This is a genomic window from Palleronia marisminoris (assembly GCF_900172315.1).
GTDB lineage: Bacteria > Pseudomonadota > Alphaproteobacteria > Rhodobacterales > Rhodobacteraceae > Palleronia > Palleronia marisminoris.
In genome coordinates, this window is record NZ_FWFV01000002.1 from 332,306 (window position 1) to 346,755 (window position 14,450).

Genomic DNA, 14,450 nt, shown 5'->3' on the forward strand with positions numbered 1-14,450 from the left:
CCCCCAATTCCGGCTGCTTGCGCCCGGATCACGAATTGGCAATCTGCCCGTGAAGCCCCGGCCAAACACGGGGCGCGCGGCTTGAGGGACAGACCAGCATGAAACGTACCCTGACACGGACGGCCATGCTCGGCCTGCTTATCGCCTCGTTGTCCGCCTGCGGCGCACGGACAGTCGACGATGTCGACGTCACCCGACGGGCGGGGTTGGATACGGGGCTTCTGTCGCAAGCGATCAACGTCGCGACGCGCATGGACTCTCAAGGCAAGCGCGTTTGGTGCGTCCCCTTCGCCCGCAACGCCACCGGCATCCAGATCCGCGGCGACGCCGGCACCTGGTGGTCGCAGGCCGAAGCGCCCTACGCCCGCAGCCACGAGCCCGCCGTGGGCGCGATCATGGCGTTCAGCTCGTCGTCCAAGCTGAACCGGGGCCACCTCGCGGTCGTGTCCCGACGCATTTCTGACCGGCAGATCACGATTCATCACGCGAACTGGCACCGCAACAAGGTCTCGCTCGACATGGGCGTGATCGACGTGTCCGAGGCCGGCGACTGGTCGAAGGTCCGCGTGGAGAGCCAGCCCGGTACCTATGGCGGCACCTATCCCGTCGACGGCTTCATCCTGCGCCCGCGCGGCTGAACTGCCCGGCACGCGACGCGGGCAGATGATGCCCGAGTGCCCGGCGGCTTCCGTCCCAGAGGCCGCGCAGCTGCGGTAGCGTTCGGGTCGGCACCTCGCCATCCGTCTTGATCGACCGTTCGATCACACACAGAGACTCGTGCAGACGCATCATGCCGAAGCTCGCCGCGGCCCCCGCCAGGTCATGGGCCAGGCGCCGGCGCTGTTCGACCGACTGCGCCGGATCCGAGAGGGCGGGCAGGTCGCGCTCCATCTGGCGCGACAGGGACTGGACCAGCTCCGCCGTGCGGTCCGGTCCCAGCGTGGCGAGTATCGACTCGATCATCTCCGGCCGGCAGAGCGGCTCGGGCGCCCGCGCGGCGCGCGTCACCGTTTCCGCCAGCGCGGCCCGGTCGAGCGGCTTGGTCACGCAGCTATTCATTCCCGCGGCACGGAACGCCTCGAGTTCTTCGGGCAGCACATGCGCCGTCACGCCGATGATCGGCGCACCCGACGACGGACCGCCCCCCGAGCGGATCCGCCGCGCCGCCGTCGGGCCGTCCAGCACCGGCATCGAGATATCCATCAGGATCACGTCGAATGCCTCCTTCTCGGCGCAGGCCACTCCTTCCAACCCGTCTCGCGCCTCGACCACCTCGTGCCCCTCGGCCCGCAGGAAATCGCGCGCGACGAGGCGGTTGATGTCATTGTCCTCGATCAGCAGGACCCTGAGGGGCCGGCTTGGCGCGGCAGTCCGGACGACCGGCTCCGGCACGGCCACATTCACGGGAAGGCGCACCCAGAACGTGCTGCCCACGCCCTGCTCGCTTTCGACGCCGATCGTGCCTCCCAGGCTGTTCATGATCCGCGTGGCGATGCCGAGGCCAAGGCCCGTTCCCCGATGCCGCCGCGCATAGGTGGGGTCGGCGGTCTCGAACGCGCCGAAGATGCGCTCGCGATCCTCGGGCGCGATGCCGATGCCCGTGTCCGAGACGCGGATCTCCAGGGTCTCTCCGTCCTCGAGGTGGAGGGCGATGTCGACCCGGCCCTCGCGCGTGAACTTGATGGCGTTCCCGACGAGGTTCAGCAGAACGTGCCGCAGCATCTTCGGATCGGTGACGATCCGGTCGGGCACCTCGTCCGCACGCGTCCAGGACAGCGTCAGCCCCGCCGAATCCGCCAACGCGCCCAATGTGCCGACGACGCTTTCCACCAGCGTAGGCAGATCGCCGGCGCGGAGGTCGGGCTCCACCCGGTCGGCATCGAACTTCGCGATGTCGAGCACATCCTCCACCAGCCCGAGCATCAGGTCGCCCGACCTCTCGATCGTGTTGACCAGTTGCTGCTGCCGCCCGTCCAGGGACGTGTCGCGCAAAAGCTCGAGGGCACCCAGGATGCCATTGAGGGGCGTGCGCATCTCGTGGCTCATCACGGCGAGGAAGTCGGCCTTGCTGCGCTCGCCGGCCAGGGCGCGGTCACGGGCTTCGCGCAATGCGGCCTCGGTCTCGCGACGTTGCGAGATGTCGCGCAGAAAGGCGACCTGCGCCCAACCCTCCGGGGTTTTCGTGGCATCCACCGAGATCTCGATGGGGACGGGCCGGTCGTCCGAGGCCCGGGCAGTCGCCTCGAGGCGCCGCTCGTCCGGTCCGGGGCGACGGCCCTCGCCCAGGAACCGCAGCCGGCCACGCTCGGCCTCGTCGAAGAGAAGCGGAAGCATGTCGCGGCCCGCGACCTCGGCCGGGTCGAGCCCGAACAGGTCCTGCGCGACCTTGTTCATCGTCTTGATCCGGCCGCGGGAATCCAGCACGAAGATGGCATCGAGCGACGTGCCGACGATCGTCCGCATCTGGCTCGACTGGGTCTCGATCTCGCGGGCCCGGTTTACGGTGGTGCGGAACACGACGAGAAGCGCGGCGGACAGCAGGACAAGTCCCGCCACCCCCGCGGCAAGGAAACGCCCGGTCGCCCTGAGCGACGTCGAGACCCGGTCCCACAACGCGGCGTTGCGGTCGGACGCATAGGTGAGGCCGATCAGCGCGCTCTTGCGGACCCAGGGCTCGACCGCAGCCGACATCGCCACCAGTTCGGGAAGCGACGCGGCAACGCGCGCGTCGTCTGCCTCGAGGACCGGCAGGGCCGCCTGCACGAAGCCGCGGACCTCGTCATACGCCTCGATGAAGTCCGGGTCGTCGATGTAGTGGCTGAAGGTGCCGGAGGTCTCGGGCGGGATCACCCTTGAATAGAAGATGTCGAACCACAGGCGAAGGTCTTCCAGATCGCCCTGTCCCGTCGCGGCATCCCTGAGAGCCCGATCGAACTTCATGAACTCGACTTCGATCTGGGCCAGACCGAAGATGTCGGGTTCCGTCGGTTCGACGTCGTGCTTTTCGATCTGGCGTGCAATCGAGGTGCCGAGCAACAGGCAGGCGGCCGTCAGCAGGGCCAGCGCCGCGCCGAGGAACGTGGGGATGCGGTCGTGACGACCCCTCAGCCGCAATCGTCGCATAGGCATCTTCGTCCTCGTCACCGGCATCTGGATCTGCTTATTCGATCACTTCGATGCGATCCAATTGCCAGACGCTGCGCGAATAATACGCCTCGTTCCTGAAGCTGTCATCCTGGTCCCACGGGAAGACGATCCAGAGCGGCCCCTTCTCGCGCAACGTCATCGGGGCGCCGTTGCGACGATATGCGATCAGCGCGCCCTCCAGCATCCTGTCGTCGAGCGGTATCCCGACCTCGTATTCGTTGATCGCGATGGCGCGCAACGTGCCTGCGTCGGCGCATACGGCGTCGAGCAGGGTGTCGATTCGAACGCCTTCGAAGATCTGCCGGCCTTCGGTCCACTTCGTCGTGGTATGGATGACGTCGGAGCCGAGGCTATCGAGGCCGGAAAGATCGAAGACGGCGTCTTCGCCCTGATTCGTGCACCCGATATCGCCGCTCACCGTGAGGATCACCCGGTCATGCGGCGCCGGAGGAAGGCTGCCGCTCGACTGCGCCGAGGCGCCCAGGACGAAGGATGCCACGAGAATGGGGCGGAGCATTGCGGTCCTCGGCGGGTTTTTCACGGGGCACATTCTTGCGCTCCGAAGCTGGACACGCCCTGGCCCGGGCGTGCCCTCGTCGCGTCGAAATCCGCAGTCAGACCGCGATGTTCGGGATGATCTGCTTCTTGCGGCTGACGATCCCCGGCAGGGTGACGGTGTCGGCTTCGCCGCAGACGGTCGAGAAGCTCTTCTCGACGATCTGGCGCACCTGGTCGTTCTGCAGGATCACCGTCGCCTGCTGCTCGAGGATGTCAATGATGAAGAGCAGGACGTGATCCACGCCGTCCTCCTTCTCGACGCGGGCAATCGCTTCGATCAGGCTGTCCTTGCGCTTGAGAACGGTATCGGGCGACGTGGTCTCGAGGACCGAGACGCGGAACGTCCTGCCTTCGACATCGTGCTTCTTCGAGTCCATGCGCACGAGCTCGTCGTCCGAGAAGTCCGAGACGTCGGACTTCGCCGCGAACATCTCGGCCGCGTAGCCGGGAATTTGCACGCCAAGTTCGGAGGCGAGCCGTTCGGCCACGTCGCGGTCGTGGTCGGTGGTGGTGGGCGAGCGGAACTCCAGCGTGTCCGACAGGATGCAGGACAGCATCGCGCCCTTGATCGCGTCGGGCATGCGGCCGGCATCGTTACCCATCATGTCGAACATGATCGTCGCGGTGCAGGCCAGCGGTCGGACGATGATCTCGATCGGGCCCTTTGTCGTCAGGCCGCCGACGAGTCGGTGGTGGTCGATGATCTGGCGGATGTCGGCGTCGGCGATGCTGTCGGGCAGTTCGGCGGGGTTGTTCGTGTCGACGATCACCACGTCCTGTCCGGTTTCCAGCGTCTCGATGATCTGCGGCTTGTCCAGCTTCCACCGGTCCAGCATCCAGGCGGCCTCGGTGTTCGGCTCGCCCAGCAGCACGGGCTCGGTGGTGAGGCCTTTGACCTCGTTGAGGTACCAGGACCAGATGATGGGCGATCCGGTCGAGTCGGTGTCGGGGGATTTGTGGCCGAAGACGAGCGTGGGCATTGGCGAGAACTCCTGATGGGCGAGCCTATTCTTCGCGCGCGGTATAGGCGCACCCGCACGGCTTGTCACCCAGCGGCGATCGGGGCACGAACGGAGCATGGCAGAACGGGAAAGCGACCTCTACGCGCCGGTCAAGCGGCTGCTTCAGGGACAGGGCTACGAGGTCAAGGGAGAGGTCGGCACCCTCGACGTGATGGCGGTGCGCGGGGACGAACCGCCCGTGGTGGTCGAGTTGAAGCTCTCGTTCTCGCTGTCGCTCGTCCACCAGGGCGTGGACCGGCAGGCGCTGAGCGATCAGGTCTATCTTGCCGTGCCCAAGGGCGCACGCCGGGACGACAGGCGCAACGTCACGCTCTGCCGCCGCCTCGGGCTTGGCCTGATCACCGTGCGGCTGTCGGATGGCTGGATCGAGGTGCTGTGCGACCCCTCCCCCTACCGCCCCCGCCGGTTCCCCAAGCGCACCGCGCGGCTGCTGCGCGAGTTCGCCCGGCTGGAGGGCGATCCGAACGCGGGCGGCGGAACACGGCGGGGCCTGGTGACGGCATATCGGCAGGACGCGCTGCGCCTCGTCGCGGCGCTGGCCGACGGGCCCCGCACCGGCGCCGACCTTGCCCGCGAGACAGGGGTCGTGCAGGCGCGCCGCATCATGGCCGACAACCACCATGGCTGGTTCGAGAAGGTCTCGCGCGGGCTCTACGGCCTCAGTGACGCAGGGCGAAAATCGAGCGGTTCCAAAGGGTAACGACGCTCCCTCCCGAATTCCTGTGCGGCACCCCTTTCACCCCGTTGACAGTCTCGTGCCCCCTGCATATCTCCAGCTCGTTAGCACTCGACCCGAAAGAGTGCCAACACCCAGATTATGATGAACCAAGGAGCGTTCACGACATGGCTTTCACTCCCCTTCACGACCGTGTCCTGGTCCGCCGCGTCGAATCCGACGAGAAGACCAAGGGTGGTCTCATCATCCCCGACAGCGCCAAGGAAAAGCCCCAGGAGGGCGAAGTGGTCGCAGTCGGCGCCGGTGCGCGTGACGAGGACGGCGAGCGGATCGCGATGGACGTCAAGCAGGGCGATCGCATCCTCTTCGGCAAGTGGTCCGGCACCGAGATCACCATCGACGGCGAAGAACTTCTGATCATGAAGGAATCGGACATCCTCGGCGTCACCGCCTGAGCCCAGTCCGCTTCCCTTCCCAACTGAAACGACAGACAAGGAGCAACCATCATGGCTGCCAAGGACGTCAAGTTCGAAACGAACGCCCGCGACAAGATGCTCAAGGGCGTCAACACCCTGGCCGATGCGGTCAAGGTCACGCTGGGCCCCAAAGGCCGTAACGTCGTCATCGAGAAGAGCTTCGGCGCGCCCCGCATCACCAAGGACGGTGTGTCGGTCGCGAAAGAGATCGAGCTCGAGGACCGCTTCGAGAACATGGGCGCGCAGATGGTGAAGGAAGTCGCTTCCCGCACCAATGACGAAGCCGGCGACGGCACCACCACCGCCACCGTGCTGGCCCAGGCCATCATCAAGGAAGGCGTCAAGTCGGTTGCCGCCGGCCTGAACCCGATGGACCTCAAGCGCGGCATCGACCTTGCCACCACCAAGGTCGTCGAAGCCATCCGCGCCGCGTCCCGCGACGTGTCGGGCTACGACGAAGTCGCCCAGGTCGGCACCATCTCGGCCAACGGCGAGTCCGAAATCGGCCGCCAGATCGCCGACGCGATGGAGAAGGTCGGCAACGAGGGTGTCATCACCGTCGAAGAGAACAAGGGCCTCGAGACCGAGACCGACGTCGTCGAAGGCATGCAGTTCGACCGCGGCTTCCTCAGCCCCTACTTCGTGACCAACGCCGACAAGATGGTCGCCGATCTCGATGACTGCATCGTCCTGCTGCACGAGAAGAAGCTCTCGTCGCTGCAGCCGATGGTTCCGCTGCTCGAGCAGGTGATCCAGTCGCAGAAGCCGCTTCTGATCATCGCCGAGGACGTGGAAGGCGAAGCGCTTGCCACCCTCGTGGTCAACAAGCTGCGTGGCGGCCTGAAGATCGCCGCCGTGAAGGCTCCGGGCTTCGGCGACCGCCGCAAGGCCATGCTGCAGGACATCGCGATCCTGACCGGCGGCCAGGTGATCTCGGAAGACCTCGGCATGAAGCTCGAGAATGTCACGATGGACATGCTCGGTTCGGCCAAGAAAGTGTCGATCACCAAGGACGAGACCACCATCGTCGACGGTGCCGGCGACAAGGCCGAGATCGAAGCCCGCGTCAGCCAGATCCGTCAGCAGATCGAGGACACCACCTCGGACTACGACCGTGAAAAGCTGCAGGAACGTGTTGCCAAGCTGGCCGGCGGCGTTGCCGTCATCCGCGTCGGCGGCATGACCGAAACCGAAGTGAAGGAGCGCAAGGATCGCGTCGATGACGCCCTGAACGCCACCCGCGCCGCGGTGCAGGAAGGTGTGGTTGTCGGCGGCGGTGTCGCCCTGATCCAGGCCGCCAAGGTCCTCGACGGGCTGCAAGGTGCCAACAACGACCAGAACGTCGGCATCTCGATCGTGCGCAAGGCCCTAGAGGCCCCGCTGCGCCAGATCGCCCAGAACTCGGGCGTCGACGGCTCGGTCGTCGCGGGCAAAATCCGCGAGAGCGAAGACAAGACGTTCGGCTTCAACGCCCAGACCGAAGAATATGGCGACATGTTCAAGTTCGGCGTGATCGACCCCGCGAAGGTCGTCCGCACCGCGCTTCAGGATGCCGCGTCGATCGCCGGTCTTCTGATCACGACCGAGGCGATGATCGCCGACAAGCCGCAGAAAGATGGCCAGGGCGGCGGTGGCATGCCCGACATGGGCGGCATGGGCGGCATGATGTAAACACACGTTCTTCTGAACGTTTGTGGGGGCGGTCCAGCGGGCCGCCCCTTTTCTTTGGCGTGTGCGGGACCTAAATTCCTGCATTCCTCATTCGGACCATCTGCCATGTTCAGGACACTTGCCCTCGCCACCGTATTCGCAGCCGTCTCGGCCACGGCCCAGGCGGCCCCGTGCGACTACCGCCCCACGCAGCTCGCGGCCATGGCGGCGAGCAGCCTGTCGAACGGCGCGACCACGGGTGTGGCGCGCGATGTGGGGCACTACGCCCTGCTCCACCCCGGAACGACCGCGTCTGCAGCCAGCACGGCTGCGGGAGCGCTGGCCGGTGCGACCGCCCAGATCGGCACCGTCGGCGCGATCCTGATGGCGCCCGTAACGCTGACCGTGGGCTCGGTCGCGGCGGCCGGCGGCGCATTGTTCGAGGGCGCCTGCTATTTCCAGGTCGAGCGCATCACCGAACCCGAGCAGGTCCGGCAGGTGCTGGCCGATGTGGCCGCCAATGACCCCCGCGCCACGCTGGTCCCCGCAAGCGAGGGCGAGTCGCTCGAGTTGAATATCGATGGCGAGGTGGAAAGCTACGACCTCGCGCGGCTCTACATCGTGGATGGCCGACTGAAGCATCGCGACCGCCTCCGTAACACCGACCTCGGCCCGATCGTCCTGGTCGCCCCCGAAGCCGCAGAGTGAGGCTTGCGCCGGGCCACCGGCCCGGCCACCTTCGCGGGGTGCAGATTCGCGAGATCCATAAGGGCGAACGGCCTGAGATGCGGGCCGTCATTGAAGCCGCCTTCGACCGTGCGCGCGAGGCCGAACTGATCGACCGCCTCTATGCGGACGGCCTTGTCCTGTGCACGCTGGTCGCGGTCGAGGACGGTCGGATCATCGGGCAAGCCACTCTGTCGCGCATGGCTCGGCCGTCTAACTGGGCGTGCCTCGCCCCGCTCTCGGTCCGGCCCGAGGCACAGGGCCGCGGCATCGGCGATCGGCTAGCCAAGGCCGCCGCAACGTCCGAGCACGCCGAGGCGGTCGTCGTCCTGGGCGATCCGGGCTTCTACACCCGCCACGGCTTCCTTCCTGCGCCCCGCGGCCTGACCTCGCCCTATCCCGTCACCCACACGCTGGTCGCGGGACGAGCCGCGGCGGTCGCTCTCGACTATCCGGCCGCCTTCGGGTGAAGACCGTTCTGCTGACCCTGCTGGTCATGTGCGCCTTCGCGGCGAACTCGGTGCTGAACCGCGCGGCGGTCGGGGCTGGACATATCGGCTCGATGGATTTCGCCGCGCTGCGCCTCGTTTCGGGCGCCGCCGTGCTGGGGGTGCTGGCGAGCGTCTCTGGCGGGCGGCGGTGGCTGGGCGCGTTCCGGGCGGTGAATGTCGGGGCGTTGGCGCTGTATATGCTGGCCTTCTCGCTCGCCTACCGCGCGCTTCCCGCCGGAGCCGGTGCGTTGATCCTGTTCGGGACCGTGCAGATCACCATGTTCGGCGGCGCCGTGTCGGGCGGCGAGGCGGTTCCGTGGCAACGCTGGATCGGGGCGGCGCTGGCACTGCTGGGGCTAGGCTGGATGTTCCTGCCCGGCACCGGGGGCCTTCCGCTGCCGGCCACAATCGCGATGGCCGCAGCGGGGATCGGGTGGGGCGTCTACTCGCTACGGGGACGCGCTGGTGGTCCCCCGATCGACACCACCGCGGCGAGCTTCCTCGGCGCCGTGCCGCTTGCCCTGGTCGCGTGGGCACTCGCGCCCGACGCGGCGCTGAACGGCACCGGGGTGATGCTGGCGATCCTTTCGGGGGCGGCGACCTCGGGCCTGGGGTATGCATTGTGGTACAGTGTCCTGCCCGCGCTCGGCGCGACGCGGGCCGCACTGTGGCAATTGACGGTGCCGGTGATCGCGGTCGTCGGAGGCGTCGCGCTTCTGGGCGAGGCGGTGACGGCGCGGCTGGTCCTCTCCTGCGCGCTGGTTGTCGGAGGCGTCGCCTTCGGCCTCGCCGCCCCACGCCGGCAGACGTGAATGGCGTTCGCGGCAGGGCTCGCTAGAACGCTGCGCATGGCCCGAATTCTTCTCGTCCTTCTCCTGCTCTCGCCCTTGCCCGCCCGCGCGGCCGACTGTGTCGTGCTGCTGCACGGGCTTGCGCGCTCGTCCCTGTCGATGGAAATCATGGCGGAGGCCCTGCAGGAGGCCGGCTTCGCCACCGCCAACTCGAACTACGACTCGACCGACGCGCCCATCGCCGAACTGGTCGAACGAGCCGTGTCCCCCGCCGTGAAGACCTGCGGTGACGCGCGGGTGCATTTCGTCACGCACAGCATGGGCGGCATCCTTGTGCGCGCGTGGCTGCAGGACCACCGCCCGGTCGACATGGGCCGCGTCGTCATGCTTGCCCCGCCCAATCACGGGACCGAGCTGGTGGACGCCTTCGGGGACCTCGCCCCGTTCGAATGGATCAACGGGCCGGCGGGGCTGCAGCTCGGGACCGGCCCCGGCAGCGTCCCGAACCAGCTGGGCCTGCCCCGGTTCGAGCTGGGGGTGATCGCCGGGAACCGCTCGTACAACCCACTCTACTCGTCGATCATCGACGGGCCGGATGACGGCAAGGTCTCGGTCGACAGCGCGCAGATCGAGGGGATGGACGATTTCATCGTTCTGCCGGTCTCGCACACGTTCATGATGGTGCGCCCGGCAGTGATCGAGCAGGTCGTCGCCTTCCTGCGGACCGGCGCCTTCACCCGTTAGCGCAGCCGGTTCACGTGGCCCATCTTGCGGCCGGGCCGCGTCTCGGCCTTGCCGTAGAGGTGCAGCGCCGCCCCCGGCTCGGCCCCGATCTGCGGGATGCGGTCCACGTCGTCGCCGATCAGGTTTTCCATCTGGGTGTCCGAGTGCCGCTTGCCGTCGCCCAACGGCCAGCCCGCCACGGCACGGACATGCTGTTCGAACTGGTCGATCACGCAGCCGTTCTGCGTCCAGTGCCCCGAGTTGTGGACCCGCGGCGCAATCTCGTTCACGATGAGGCCACCATCGGTCACGAACAGCTCGACCCCCAGCACGCCGACATAATCCAGCGCCGTCAGGATGCGCGACGCGATCAGCACCGCATCCGTGGCCAGCGCATGAGAGACCCCGGCCGGCACCGTGGTGCGGCGCAGGATGCCGTCTTCGTGGACGTTTTCACCGGGATCGAAGCAGGCCACGCGCCCGTCGAGGCCGCGGGCGCCGATCACGCTGATCTCCTTGGTGAAAGGCACGAACCCTTCGAGGATCGCCGGCGCGCCCTCGAGCGAGGCAAGCGCCTGCTCGGCCGCGGTCGCGTCGGCGATGCGTGCCTGACCCTTGCCGTCATAGCCGAAGCGCCGGGTCTTGAGGATCGCGGGCGTGCCGATGCGATCCAGCGCGTCGCCCAGCGCAGCGGCGTCCGCAATGTCGGCGAAGGGCGCCACGGCAAGGCCCAGTTCCGACAGCCACGTCTTTTCCGTCAGCCGGTCCTGGCTGACCCGCAGCGCCTCGCGGTTCGGGCGGATCGGGCGATGCGCCTCGAGGATGTCGAGCGCGGCAGTGGGGATGTTCTCGAATTCGTAGGTCACGACGTCGACGCCCTGCGCGAAGGAGATCAACGCAGCCTCGTCGGTGAAGGCGGCAGCAGTATGGTGGCAGGCGACCTCTGCCGCGGGGGGCGTCTCGGACGGTTCGAAGATGTGAACGCGCAGGCCAAGCCGGCCGGCAGCGACGGCCAGCATCCGGCCAAGCTGCCCACCGCCAAGGATGCCGATGGTCGATCCGGGGGGAAGCGGCTCAGTCATCGATGGGCTCCTCGGGGATGGATGCGGACAGGTCGGCGCGCCAACGGTCGAGCCGCTCGGCCAGCGCGGGGTCGCACAGCGCGAGGATCTGCGCCGCCATCAGCCCCGCGTTCGCAGCCCCGCCGATCGCCATGGTCGCGACCGGATAGCCGCGGGGCATCTGGACGATCGAATAGAGCGAATCCACGCCCGACAGCGCCTTGGTCTGAACCGGCACTCCGATGACCGGCACCCGGGTCTTCGACGCCATCATCCCCGGAAGATGCGCAGCGCCCCCTGCTCCGGCGACAATCGCCTTCAGGCCGCGTTCGACTGCGGTCTTGCCGTAGTCCCACAGGCGATCCGGGGTTCGATGAGCCGACACGATGCGCGCCTCGTAGCTTATGCCCAGCTCGTCGAGGATGTCGGCCGCCGCCTTCATCGTCGGCCAGTCGGACTGGCTGCCCATGATGATGCCCACATCCGCCATGCCGATGCTCCCTGCGGTTTCGCGCGGGACCATAGGCAGGCGCGCGGGCGGGGGCAACTCAGGCGATGATGTCGGGCAGCAGGCGATCCTCGATATCGGCGATCCGGTCCTTCAACTGCAGCTTGCGCCGCTTGAGCCGCTGGAGGGTCAGCATGTCGCCGCGCCCCGCCTCGTGCAGGGCCCGCACGGCCTCGTCGAGATCGCGATGCTCGCTCTTGAGCACCTCGAGCCTCACGCGAAGCATCTCGGCGTCTTCCATCCGGTGGTGGTCAAGCGAGGCGTCATCCATGTTCGTTTCATGCACCGCCCGGGCGCGTCTCGCAAGTCTGGCGAAGATCTTGTGTCAACGAGGTCCTAACACCATATTCTATCCCAAGCGGTTGCCGGAACGGGACCGCGGACAGTGCACAGTCGCTTTAAGATGAAGGACGTGTCGATGACGAAACTCGCCCTGGGGGCACACCCCTTCCTGCTCGGCTTCGACGAGCTCGAGCGCCTGGTGGAACGCACCGCGAAATCCGATAGCGGGGGCTATCCGCCCTACAACATCGAACAGACCGGCGAATCGGCTTACCGCATCACGCTTGCCGTGGCGGGCTTCAGCGAGGGGGATCTCTCCATCACGGTCGAGGATCGCCAACTGGTCATCCGCGGCCGCATCGCGGCGAGCGAAGATCAGCGGGTCTTCCTCCACCGCGGGATCGCGGCGCGCCAGTTCCAGCGCAGCTTCGTGCTGGCCGATGGCGTCGAAGTCGCCCGCGCCCACATGGAGAACGGCCTTCTTCACATCGATCTGACGAAAGCTCTGCCCGAGAGCGTCGTCCGGACGATCAGCATAACAAGAGGTGGGGACCAAGAATGATTGAGACCTTCGAGAACGTCATCCGCACGCCGGAAAACATCGTCTACGTCCGGCCGGTCGCGATCAGCGACCTGCCCGAGGAAATCCAGGAGCAGGCGCAGGGCCTGCACGAGCTCTACGCCGTCCATAACGGCGAGGGCGAGCGCCTCGCGCTGGTCAAGGACCGCAAGCTTGCCTTTGTGGTGGCGCGCCAGAACGACATGGCGCCGGTCTCGGTCCACTGAACCCAAGGCCCCGCGGACACCCGCGGGGCTTTTCGCGTCCGCCCCGGGCATCGGCCCTAGGCGCAGGCGTCGCGGGGTGGCACAGAGTGCGGGAACCTTTGCCCAAGTCCCGGACCGCCATGACCCAGATCATCGAAGCCCTCTCCGACATCTCCGACGATTACGACGCGCTGTTCTGCGATCTGTGGGGATGCCTGCATGACGGTATCGACGCGTTCCCCGAGGCGGTCGCGGCCCTTCAGGCCTACCGCGAACGCGGCGGCATGGTAGTGCTTCTGACGAACGCCCCCCGCCCCCGCGCCGAGGTTGCCGAGCAGATCGCGAAGTTCGGCGTGCCCGAAGACGCATGGGACACGATCGCGACCTCTGGCGACGCGGCGCGGGTGGCGCTGTTCACCGGGTCGGTTGGCTCGACCGTCTTCCATATCGGGGAACCCAAGGACGAGGGCTTCTTCGAGCCGCTCGCCATCATCGACGATCCGGTCGAGATCACGCGGACCAAGGACCTGTCGCAGGCCACGGGCGTTGTCTGCACCGGGCCGTTCGATCCTACCGCAGACCCGTCGACGCTGCGCCCGATCCTGCTCGAGGCCAAGACCCGCGGCCTGCCGATGCTGAACGCGAACCCCGATATCGTGGTGGATCGTGGCGGCGCGCGCGAGTTCTGCGGCGGCGCGGTCGCGCAGCTTTACGAGCAGATGGGCGGCACCGTACACGCCTTCGGCAAGCCGCATCCCCCGGTCTACGACATGGCCCGGCGTCGCCTCTCCGAGGCCGGCGGGAGCGATATTTCGGAGGGCCGGATCCTTGCCGTGGGCGACGGTATCCTCACGGATGTGAAAGGGGCGATCGGCGAAGGGATCGACTCTCTCTTCGTCACGGGTGGCCTCGCCGCCGCCGAGATCCACCAGGACGGGACCCCGGATCAGGCGCGCCTCGACGCTTTCATCGGGAAGGAAGGGCTGTCGCCCACTTATGCCATCGGCATGTTGCGCTAGCGAAAGAAACAGCGGAACCTTTCTGCAGCTGCGAAGTAATTTACTTGCGATGCACGAAGACCGGGTGATAGCAAGTTGCGCACTGAAGCAATATCGATGGAGGTCGGCATGCTCGACGCAACCGATGGCAAGGGTCCCGTCTATATCGAGGACATGACCGTGGGCATGACGCGGCACCTCGACAAGACGGTGACCGACCGCGACATCGAGCTGTTCGCCGAGGTGTCCGAGGACCGCAACCCGGTCCACCTGAACGATGCCTATGCCAAGACCACCATGTTCGAGGGACGCATCGCCCACGGGATGCTGACCGCGGCCCTGATCTCGGCCGTCGTGGGCGAGCGGCTGCCGGGCCACGGCACCGTGTACCTGCGGCAGGACATGGCCTTCCTCGCGCCCGTCCGCCCCGGCGACACGGTCCGCGCCGAGGTCGAGGTGCTGGCCATTGACACCCGCAAGCGACGCGTGACCCTATCCACCCGCTGCCGCGTGGGCGACACCGTGGTGCTGCGCGGCGAGGCGCTGGTTCTCGCCCCTTCGCGCGCGGCAGGCTGA

The 14,450-nt window shown here is 67.2% G+C and carries 18 protein-coding genes; 12 read left to right on the forward strand and 6 right to left on the reverse strand.

Going from position 1 to position 14,450, the window contains the following annotated elements; all coding sequences use genetic code 11:
- The first annotated feature begins 98 nt into the window (after positions 1-98).
- Entirely contained in the window at positions 99-638 is a 540-nt protein-coding gene (locus PAM7066_RS05365) for a CHAP domain-containing protein (RefSeq protein WP_085853109.1), read from the forward strand.
- On the opposite strand, the gene PAM7066_RS05370 is transcribed toward PAM7066_RS05365, so the two are convergent.
- The 3 genes from PAM7066_RS05370 to PAM7066_RS05380 form a co-directional block, all read right to left on the reverse strand.
- On the reverse strand, positions 616-3,129 hold the full coding sequence (locus PAM7066_RS05370; RefSeq protein ID WP_175484567.1) for an ATP-binding protein: 2,514 nt from the start codon (positions 3,127-3,129) through the stop codon (positions 616-618). The genes PAM7066_RS05365 and PAM7066_RS05370 overlap by 23 nt on opposite strands.
- Before the next feature lie 31 nt (positions 3,130-3,160).
- Positions 3,161-3,664, reverse strand: a complete 504-nt coding sequence (locus PAM7066_RS05375) for a putative pterin-binding protein (protein WP_085853111.1) — start codon at positions 3,662-3,664, stop codon at positions 3,161-3,163.
- A gap of 97 nt (positions 3,665-3,761) precedes the next feature.
- Positions 3,762-4,685 carry a manganese-dependent inorganic pyrophosphatase gene (locus tag PAM7066_RS05380; RefSeq protein ID WP_085853112.1) on the reverse strand — a complete coding sequence of 308 codons (924 nt, stop codon included), beginning with the start codon at positions 4,683-4,685 and terminating at the stop codon, positions 3,762-3,764.
- Between the two features lie 97 nt (positions 4,686-4,782).
- Here PAM7066_RS05380 and PAM7066_RS05385 point away from each other — a divergent pair, with 97 nt between their 5' ends.
- From PAM7066_RS05385 to PAM7066_RS05415, 7 genes are all read left to right on the forward strand, one after another.
- Positions 4,783-5,427, forward strand: a complete 645-nt coding sequence (locus tag PAM7066_RS05385) for a DUF2161 domain-containing phosphodiesterase (RefSeq protein WP_085853113.1) — start codon at positions 4,783-4,785, stop codon at positions 5,425-5,427.
- Between the two features lie 143 nt (positions 5,428-5,570).
- Complete coding sequence (gene groES, locus PAM7066_RS05390) at positions 5,571-5,858, forward strand: co-chaperone GroES (protein ID WP_085853114.1); 288 nt, start codon at positions 5,571-5,573, stop codon at positions 5,856-5,858.
- Between the two features lie 51 nt (positions 5,859-5,909).
- The gene (gene groL, locus PAM7066_RS05395; protein ID WP_085853115.1) at positions 5,910-7,550 is read left to right on the forward strand and encodes a chaperonin GroEL; all 1,641 of its coding nucleotides are present in this window, start codon (positions 5,910-5,912) and stop codon (positions 7,548-7,550) included.
- A gap of 105 nt (positions 7,551-7,655) precedes the next feature.
- Entirely contained in the window at positions 7,656-8,237 is a 582-nt protein-coding gene (locus PAM7066_RS05400; RefSeq protein WP_085853116.1) for a hypothetical protein, read from the forward strand.
- Between the two features lie 77 nt (positions 8,238-8,314).
- On the forward strand, positions 8,315-8,725 hold the full coding sequence (locus tag PAM7066_RS05405; protein ID WP_139214948.1) for a GNAT family N-acetyltransferase: 411 nt from the start codon (positions 8,315-8,317) through the stop codon (positions 8,723-8,725).
- Entirely contained in the window at positions 8,722-9,558 is an 837-nt protein-coding gene (locus PAM7066_RS05410) for a DMT family transporter (RefSeq protein ID WP_085853118.1), read from the forward strand. The genes PAM7066_RS05405 and PAM7066_RS05410 overlap by 4 nt, the downstream gene beginning before the upstream one ends.
- 36 nt (positions 9,559-9,594) lie before the next feature.
- Complete coding sequence (locus PAM7066_RS05415; protein ID WP_085853119.1) at positions 9,595-10,281, forward strand: alpha/beta fold hydrolase; 687 nt, start codon at positions 9,595-9,597, stop codon at positions 10,279-10,281.
- Here the strand turns inward: PAM7066_RS05415 and PAM7066_RS05420 are convergent.
- From PAM7066_RS05420 to PAM7066_RS05430, 3 genes are read right to left on the reverse strand one after another with little or no spacing between them, the layout of a single operon-like run.
- Positions 10,278-11,342, reverse strand: a complete 1,065-nt coding sequence (locus tag PAM7066_RS05420; RefSeq protein WP_085853120.1) for a 5-(carboxyamino)imidazole ribonucleotide synthase — start codon at positions 11,340-11,342, stop codon at positions 10,278-10,280. The two genes, PAM7066_RS05415 and PAM7066_RS05420, sit on opposite strands and share 4 nt — an antisense overlap.
- A complete protein-coding gene (purE, locus tag PAM7066_RS05425) occupies positions 11,335-11,811 on the reverse strand; it encodes a 5-(carboxyamino)imidazole ribonucleotide mutase (protein WP_085853121.1) in 477 nt (158 codons plus the stop codon). Before purE ends, PAM7066_RS05420 begins: the two co-directional genes overlap by 8 nt.
- A gap of 58 nt (positions 11,812-11,869) precedes the next feature.
- Positions 11,870-12,100, reverse strand: a complete 231-nt coding sequence (locus PAM7066_RS05430) for a YdcH family protein (RefSeq protein WP_085853122.1) — start codon at positions 12,098-12,100, stop codon at positions 11,870-11,872.
- Between the two features lie 147 nt (positions 12,101-12,247).
- Here PAM7066_RS05430 and PAM7066_RS05435 point away from each other — a divergent pair, with 147 nt between their 5' ends.
- From PAM7066_RS05435 to PAM7066_RS05450, 4 genes are all read left to right on the forward strand, one after another.
- The gene (locus PAM7066_RS05435) at positions 12,248-12,673 is read left to right on the forward strand and encodes an Hsp20 family protein (RefSeq protein ID WP_085853123.1); all 426 of its coding nucleotides are present in this window, start codon (positions 12,248-12,250) and stop codon (positions 12,671-12,673) included.
- Positions 12,670-12,897 (forward strand): DUF1150 family protein, encoded by a 228-nt coding sequence (locus tag PAM7066_RS05440; protein ID WP_085853124.1) that lies wholly within the window; start codon positions 12,670-12,672, stop codon positions 12,895-12,897. Before PAM7066_RS05435 ends, PAM7066_RS05440 begins: the two co-directional genes overlap by 4 nt.
- 119 nt (positions 12,898-13,016) lie before the next feature.
- On the forward strand, positions 13,017-13,895 hold the full coding sequence (locus PAM7066_RS05445; protein WP_085853125.1) for a TIGR01459 family HAD-type hydrolase: 879 nt from the start codon (positions 13,017-13,019) through the stop codon (positions 13,893-13,895).
- A gap of 108 nt (positions 13,896-14,003) precedes the next feature.
- Complete coding sequence (locus tag PAM7066_RS05450) at positions 14,004-14,450, forward strand: MaoC family dehydratase (RefSeq protein WP_085853297.1); 447 nt, start codon at positions 14,004-14,006, stop codon at positions 14,448-14,450.

Excerpts from the sequence above, each read along its gene's own strand:
- PAM7066_RS05420 (WP_085853120.1), bottom strand. The coding sequence starts at position 11,342 with ATGACTGAGCCGCTTCCCCCCGGATCGACCATCGGCATCCTTGGCGGT.
- PAM7066_RS05435 (WP_085853123.1), top strand. The coding sequence starts at position 12,248 with ATGACGAAACTCGCCCTGGGGGCACACCCCTTCCTGCTCGGCTTCGAC.
- PAM7066_RS05415 (WP_085853119.1), top strand. The coding sequence starts at position 9,595 with ATGGCCCGAATTCTTCTCGTCCTTCTCCTGCTCTCGCCCTTGCCCGCC.
- PAM7066_RS05400 (WP_085853116.1), top strand. The coding sequence starts at position 7,656 with ATGTTCAGGACACTTGCCCTCGCCACCGTATTCGCAGCCGTCTCGGCC.
- PAM7066_RS05380 (WP_085853112.1), bottom strand. The coding sequence starts at position 4,685 with ATGCCCACGCTCGTCTTCGGCCACAAATCCCCCGACACCGACTCGACC.
- PAM7066_RS05440 (WP_085853124.1), top strand. The coding sequence starts at position 12,670 with ATGATTGAGACCTTCGAGAACGTCATCCGCACGCCGGAAAACATCGTC.
- purE (WP_085853121.1), bottom strand. The coding sequence starts at position 11,811 with ATGGCGGATGTGGGCATCATCATGGGCAGCCAGTCCGACTGGCCGACG.
- PAM7066_RS05370 (WP_175484567.1), bottom strand. The coding sequence starts at position 3,129 with ATGCCTATGCGACGATTGCGGCTGAGGGGTCGTCACGACCGCATCCCC.
- PAM7066_RS05405 (WP_139214948.1), top strand. The coding sequence starts at position 8,315 with ATGCGGGCCGTCATTGAAGCCGCCTTCGACCGTGCGCGCGAGGCCGAA.
- PAM7066_RS05430 (WP_085853122.1), bottom strand. The coding sequence starts at position 12,100 with ATGGATGACGCCTCGCTTGACCACCACCGGATGGAAGACGCCGAGATG.
- groES (WP_085853114.1), top strand. The coding sequence starts at position 5,571 with ATGGCTTTCACTCCCCTTCACGACCGTGTCCTGGTCCGCCGCGTCGAA.
- PAM7066_RS05365 (WP_085853109.1), top strand. The coding sequence starts at position 99 with ATGAAACGTACCCTGACACGGACGGCCATGCTCGGCCTGCTTATCGCC.
- PAM7066_RS05375 (WP_085853111.1), bottom strand. The coding sequence starts at position 3,664 with ATGCTCCGCCCCATTCTCGTGGCATCCTTCGTCCTGGGCGCCTCGGCG.
- PAM7066_RS05385 (WP_085853113.1), top strand. The coding sequence starts at position 4,783 with ATGGCAGAACGGGAAAGCGACCTCTACGCGCCGGTCAAGCGGCTGCTT.
- PAM7066_RS05445 (WP_085853125.1), top strand. The coding sequence starts at position 13,017 with ATGACCCAGATCATCGAAGCCCTCTCCGACATCTCCGACGATTACGAC.
- groL (WP_085853115.1), top strand. The coding sequence starts at position 5,910 with ATGGCTGCCAAGGACGTCAAGTTCGAAACGAACGCCCGCGACAAGATG.
- PAM7066_RS05450 (WP_085853297.1), top strand. The coding sequence starts at position 14,004 with ATGCTCGACGCAACCGATGGCAAGGGTCCCGTCTATATCGAGGACATG.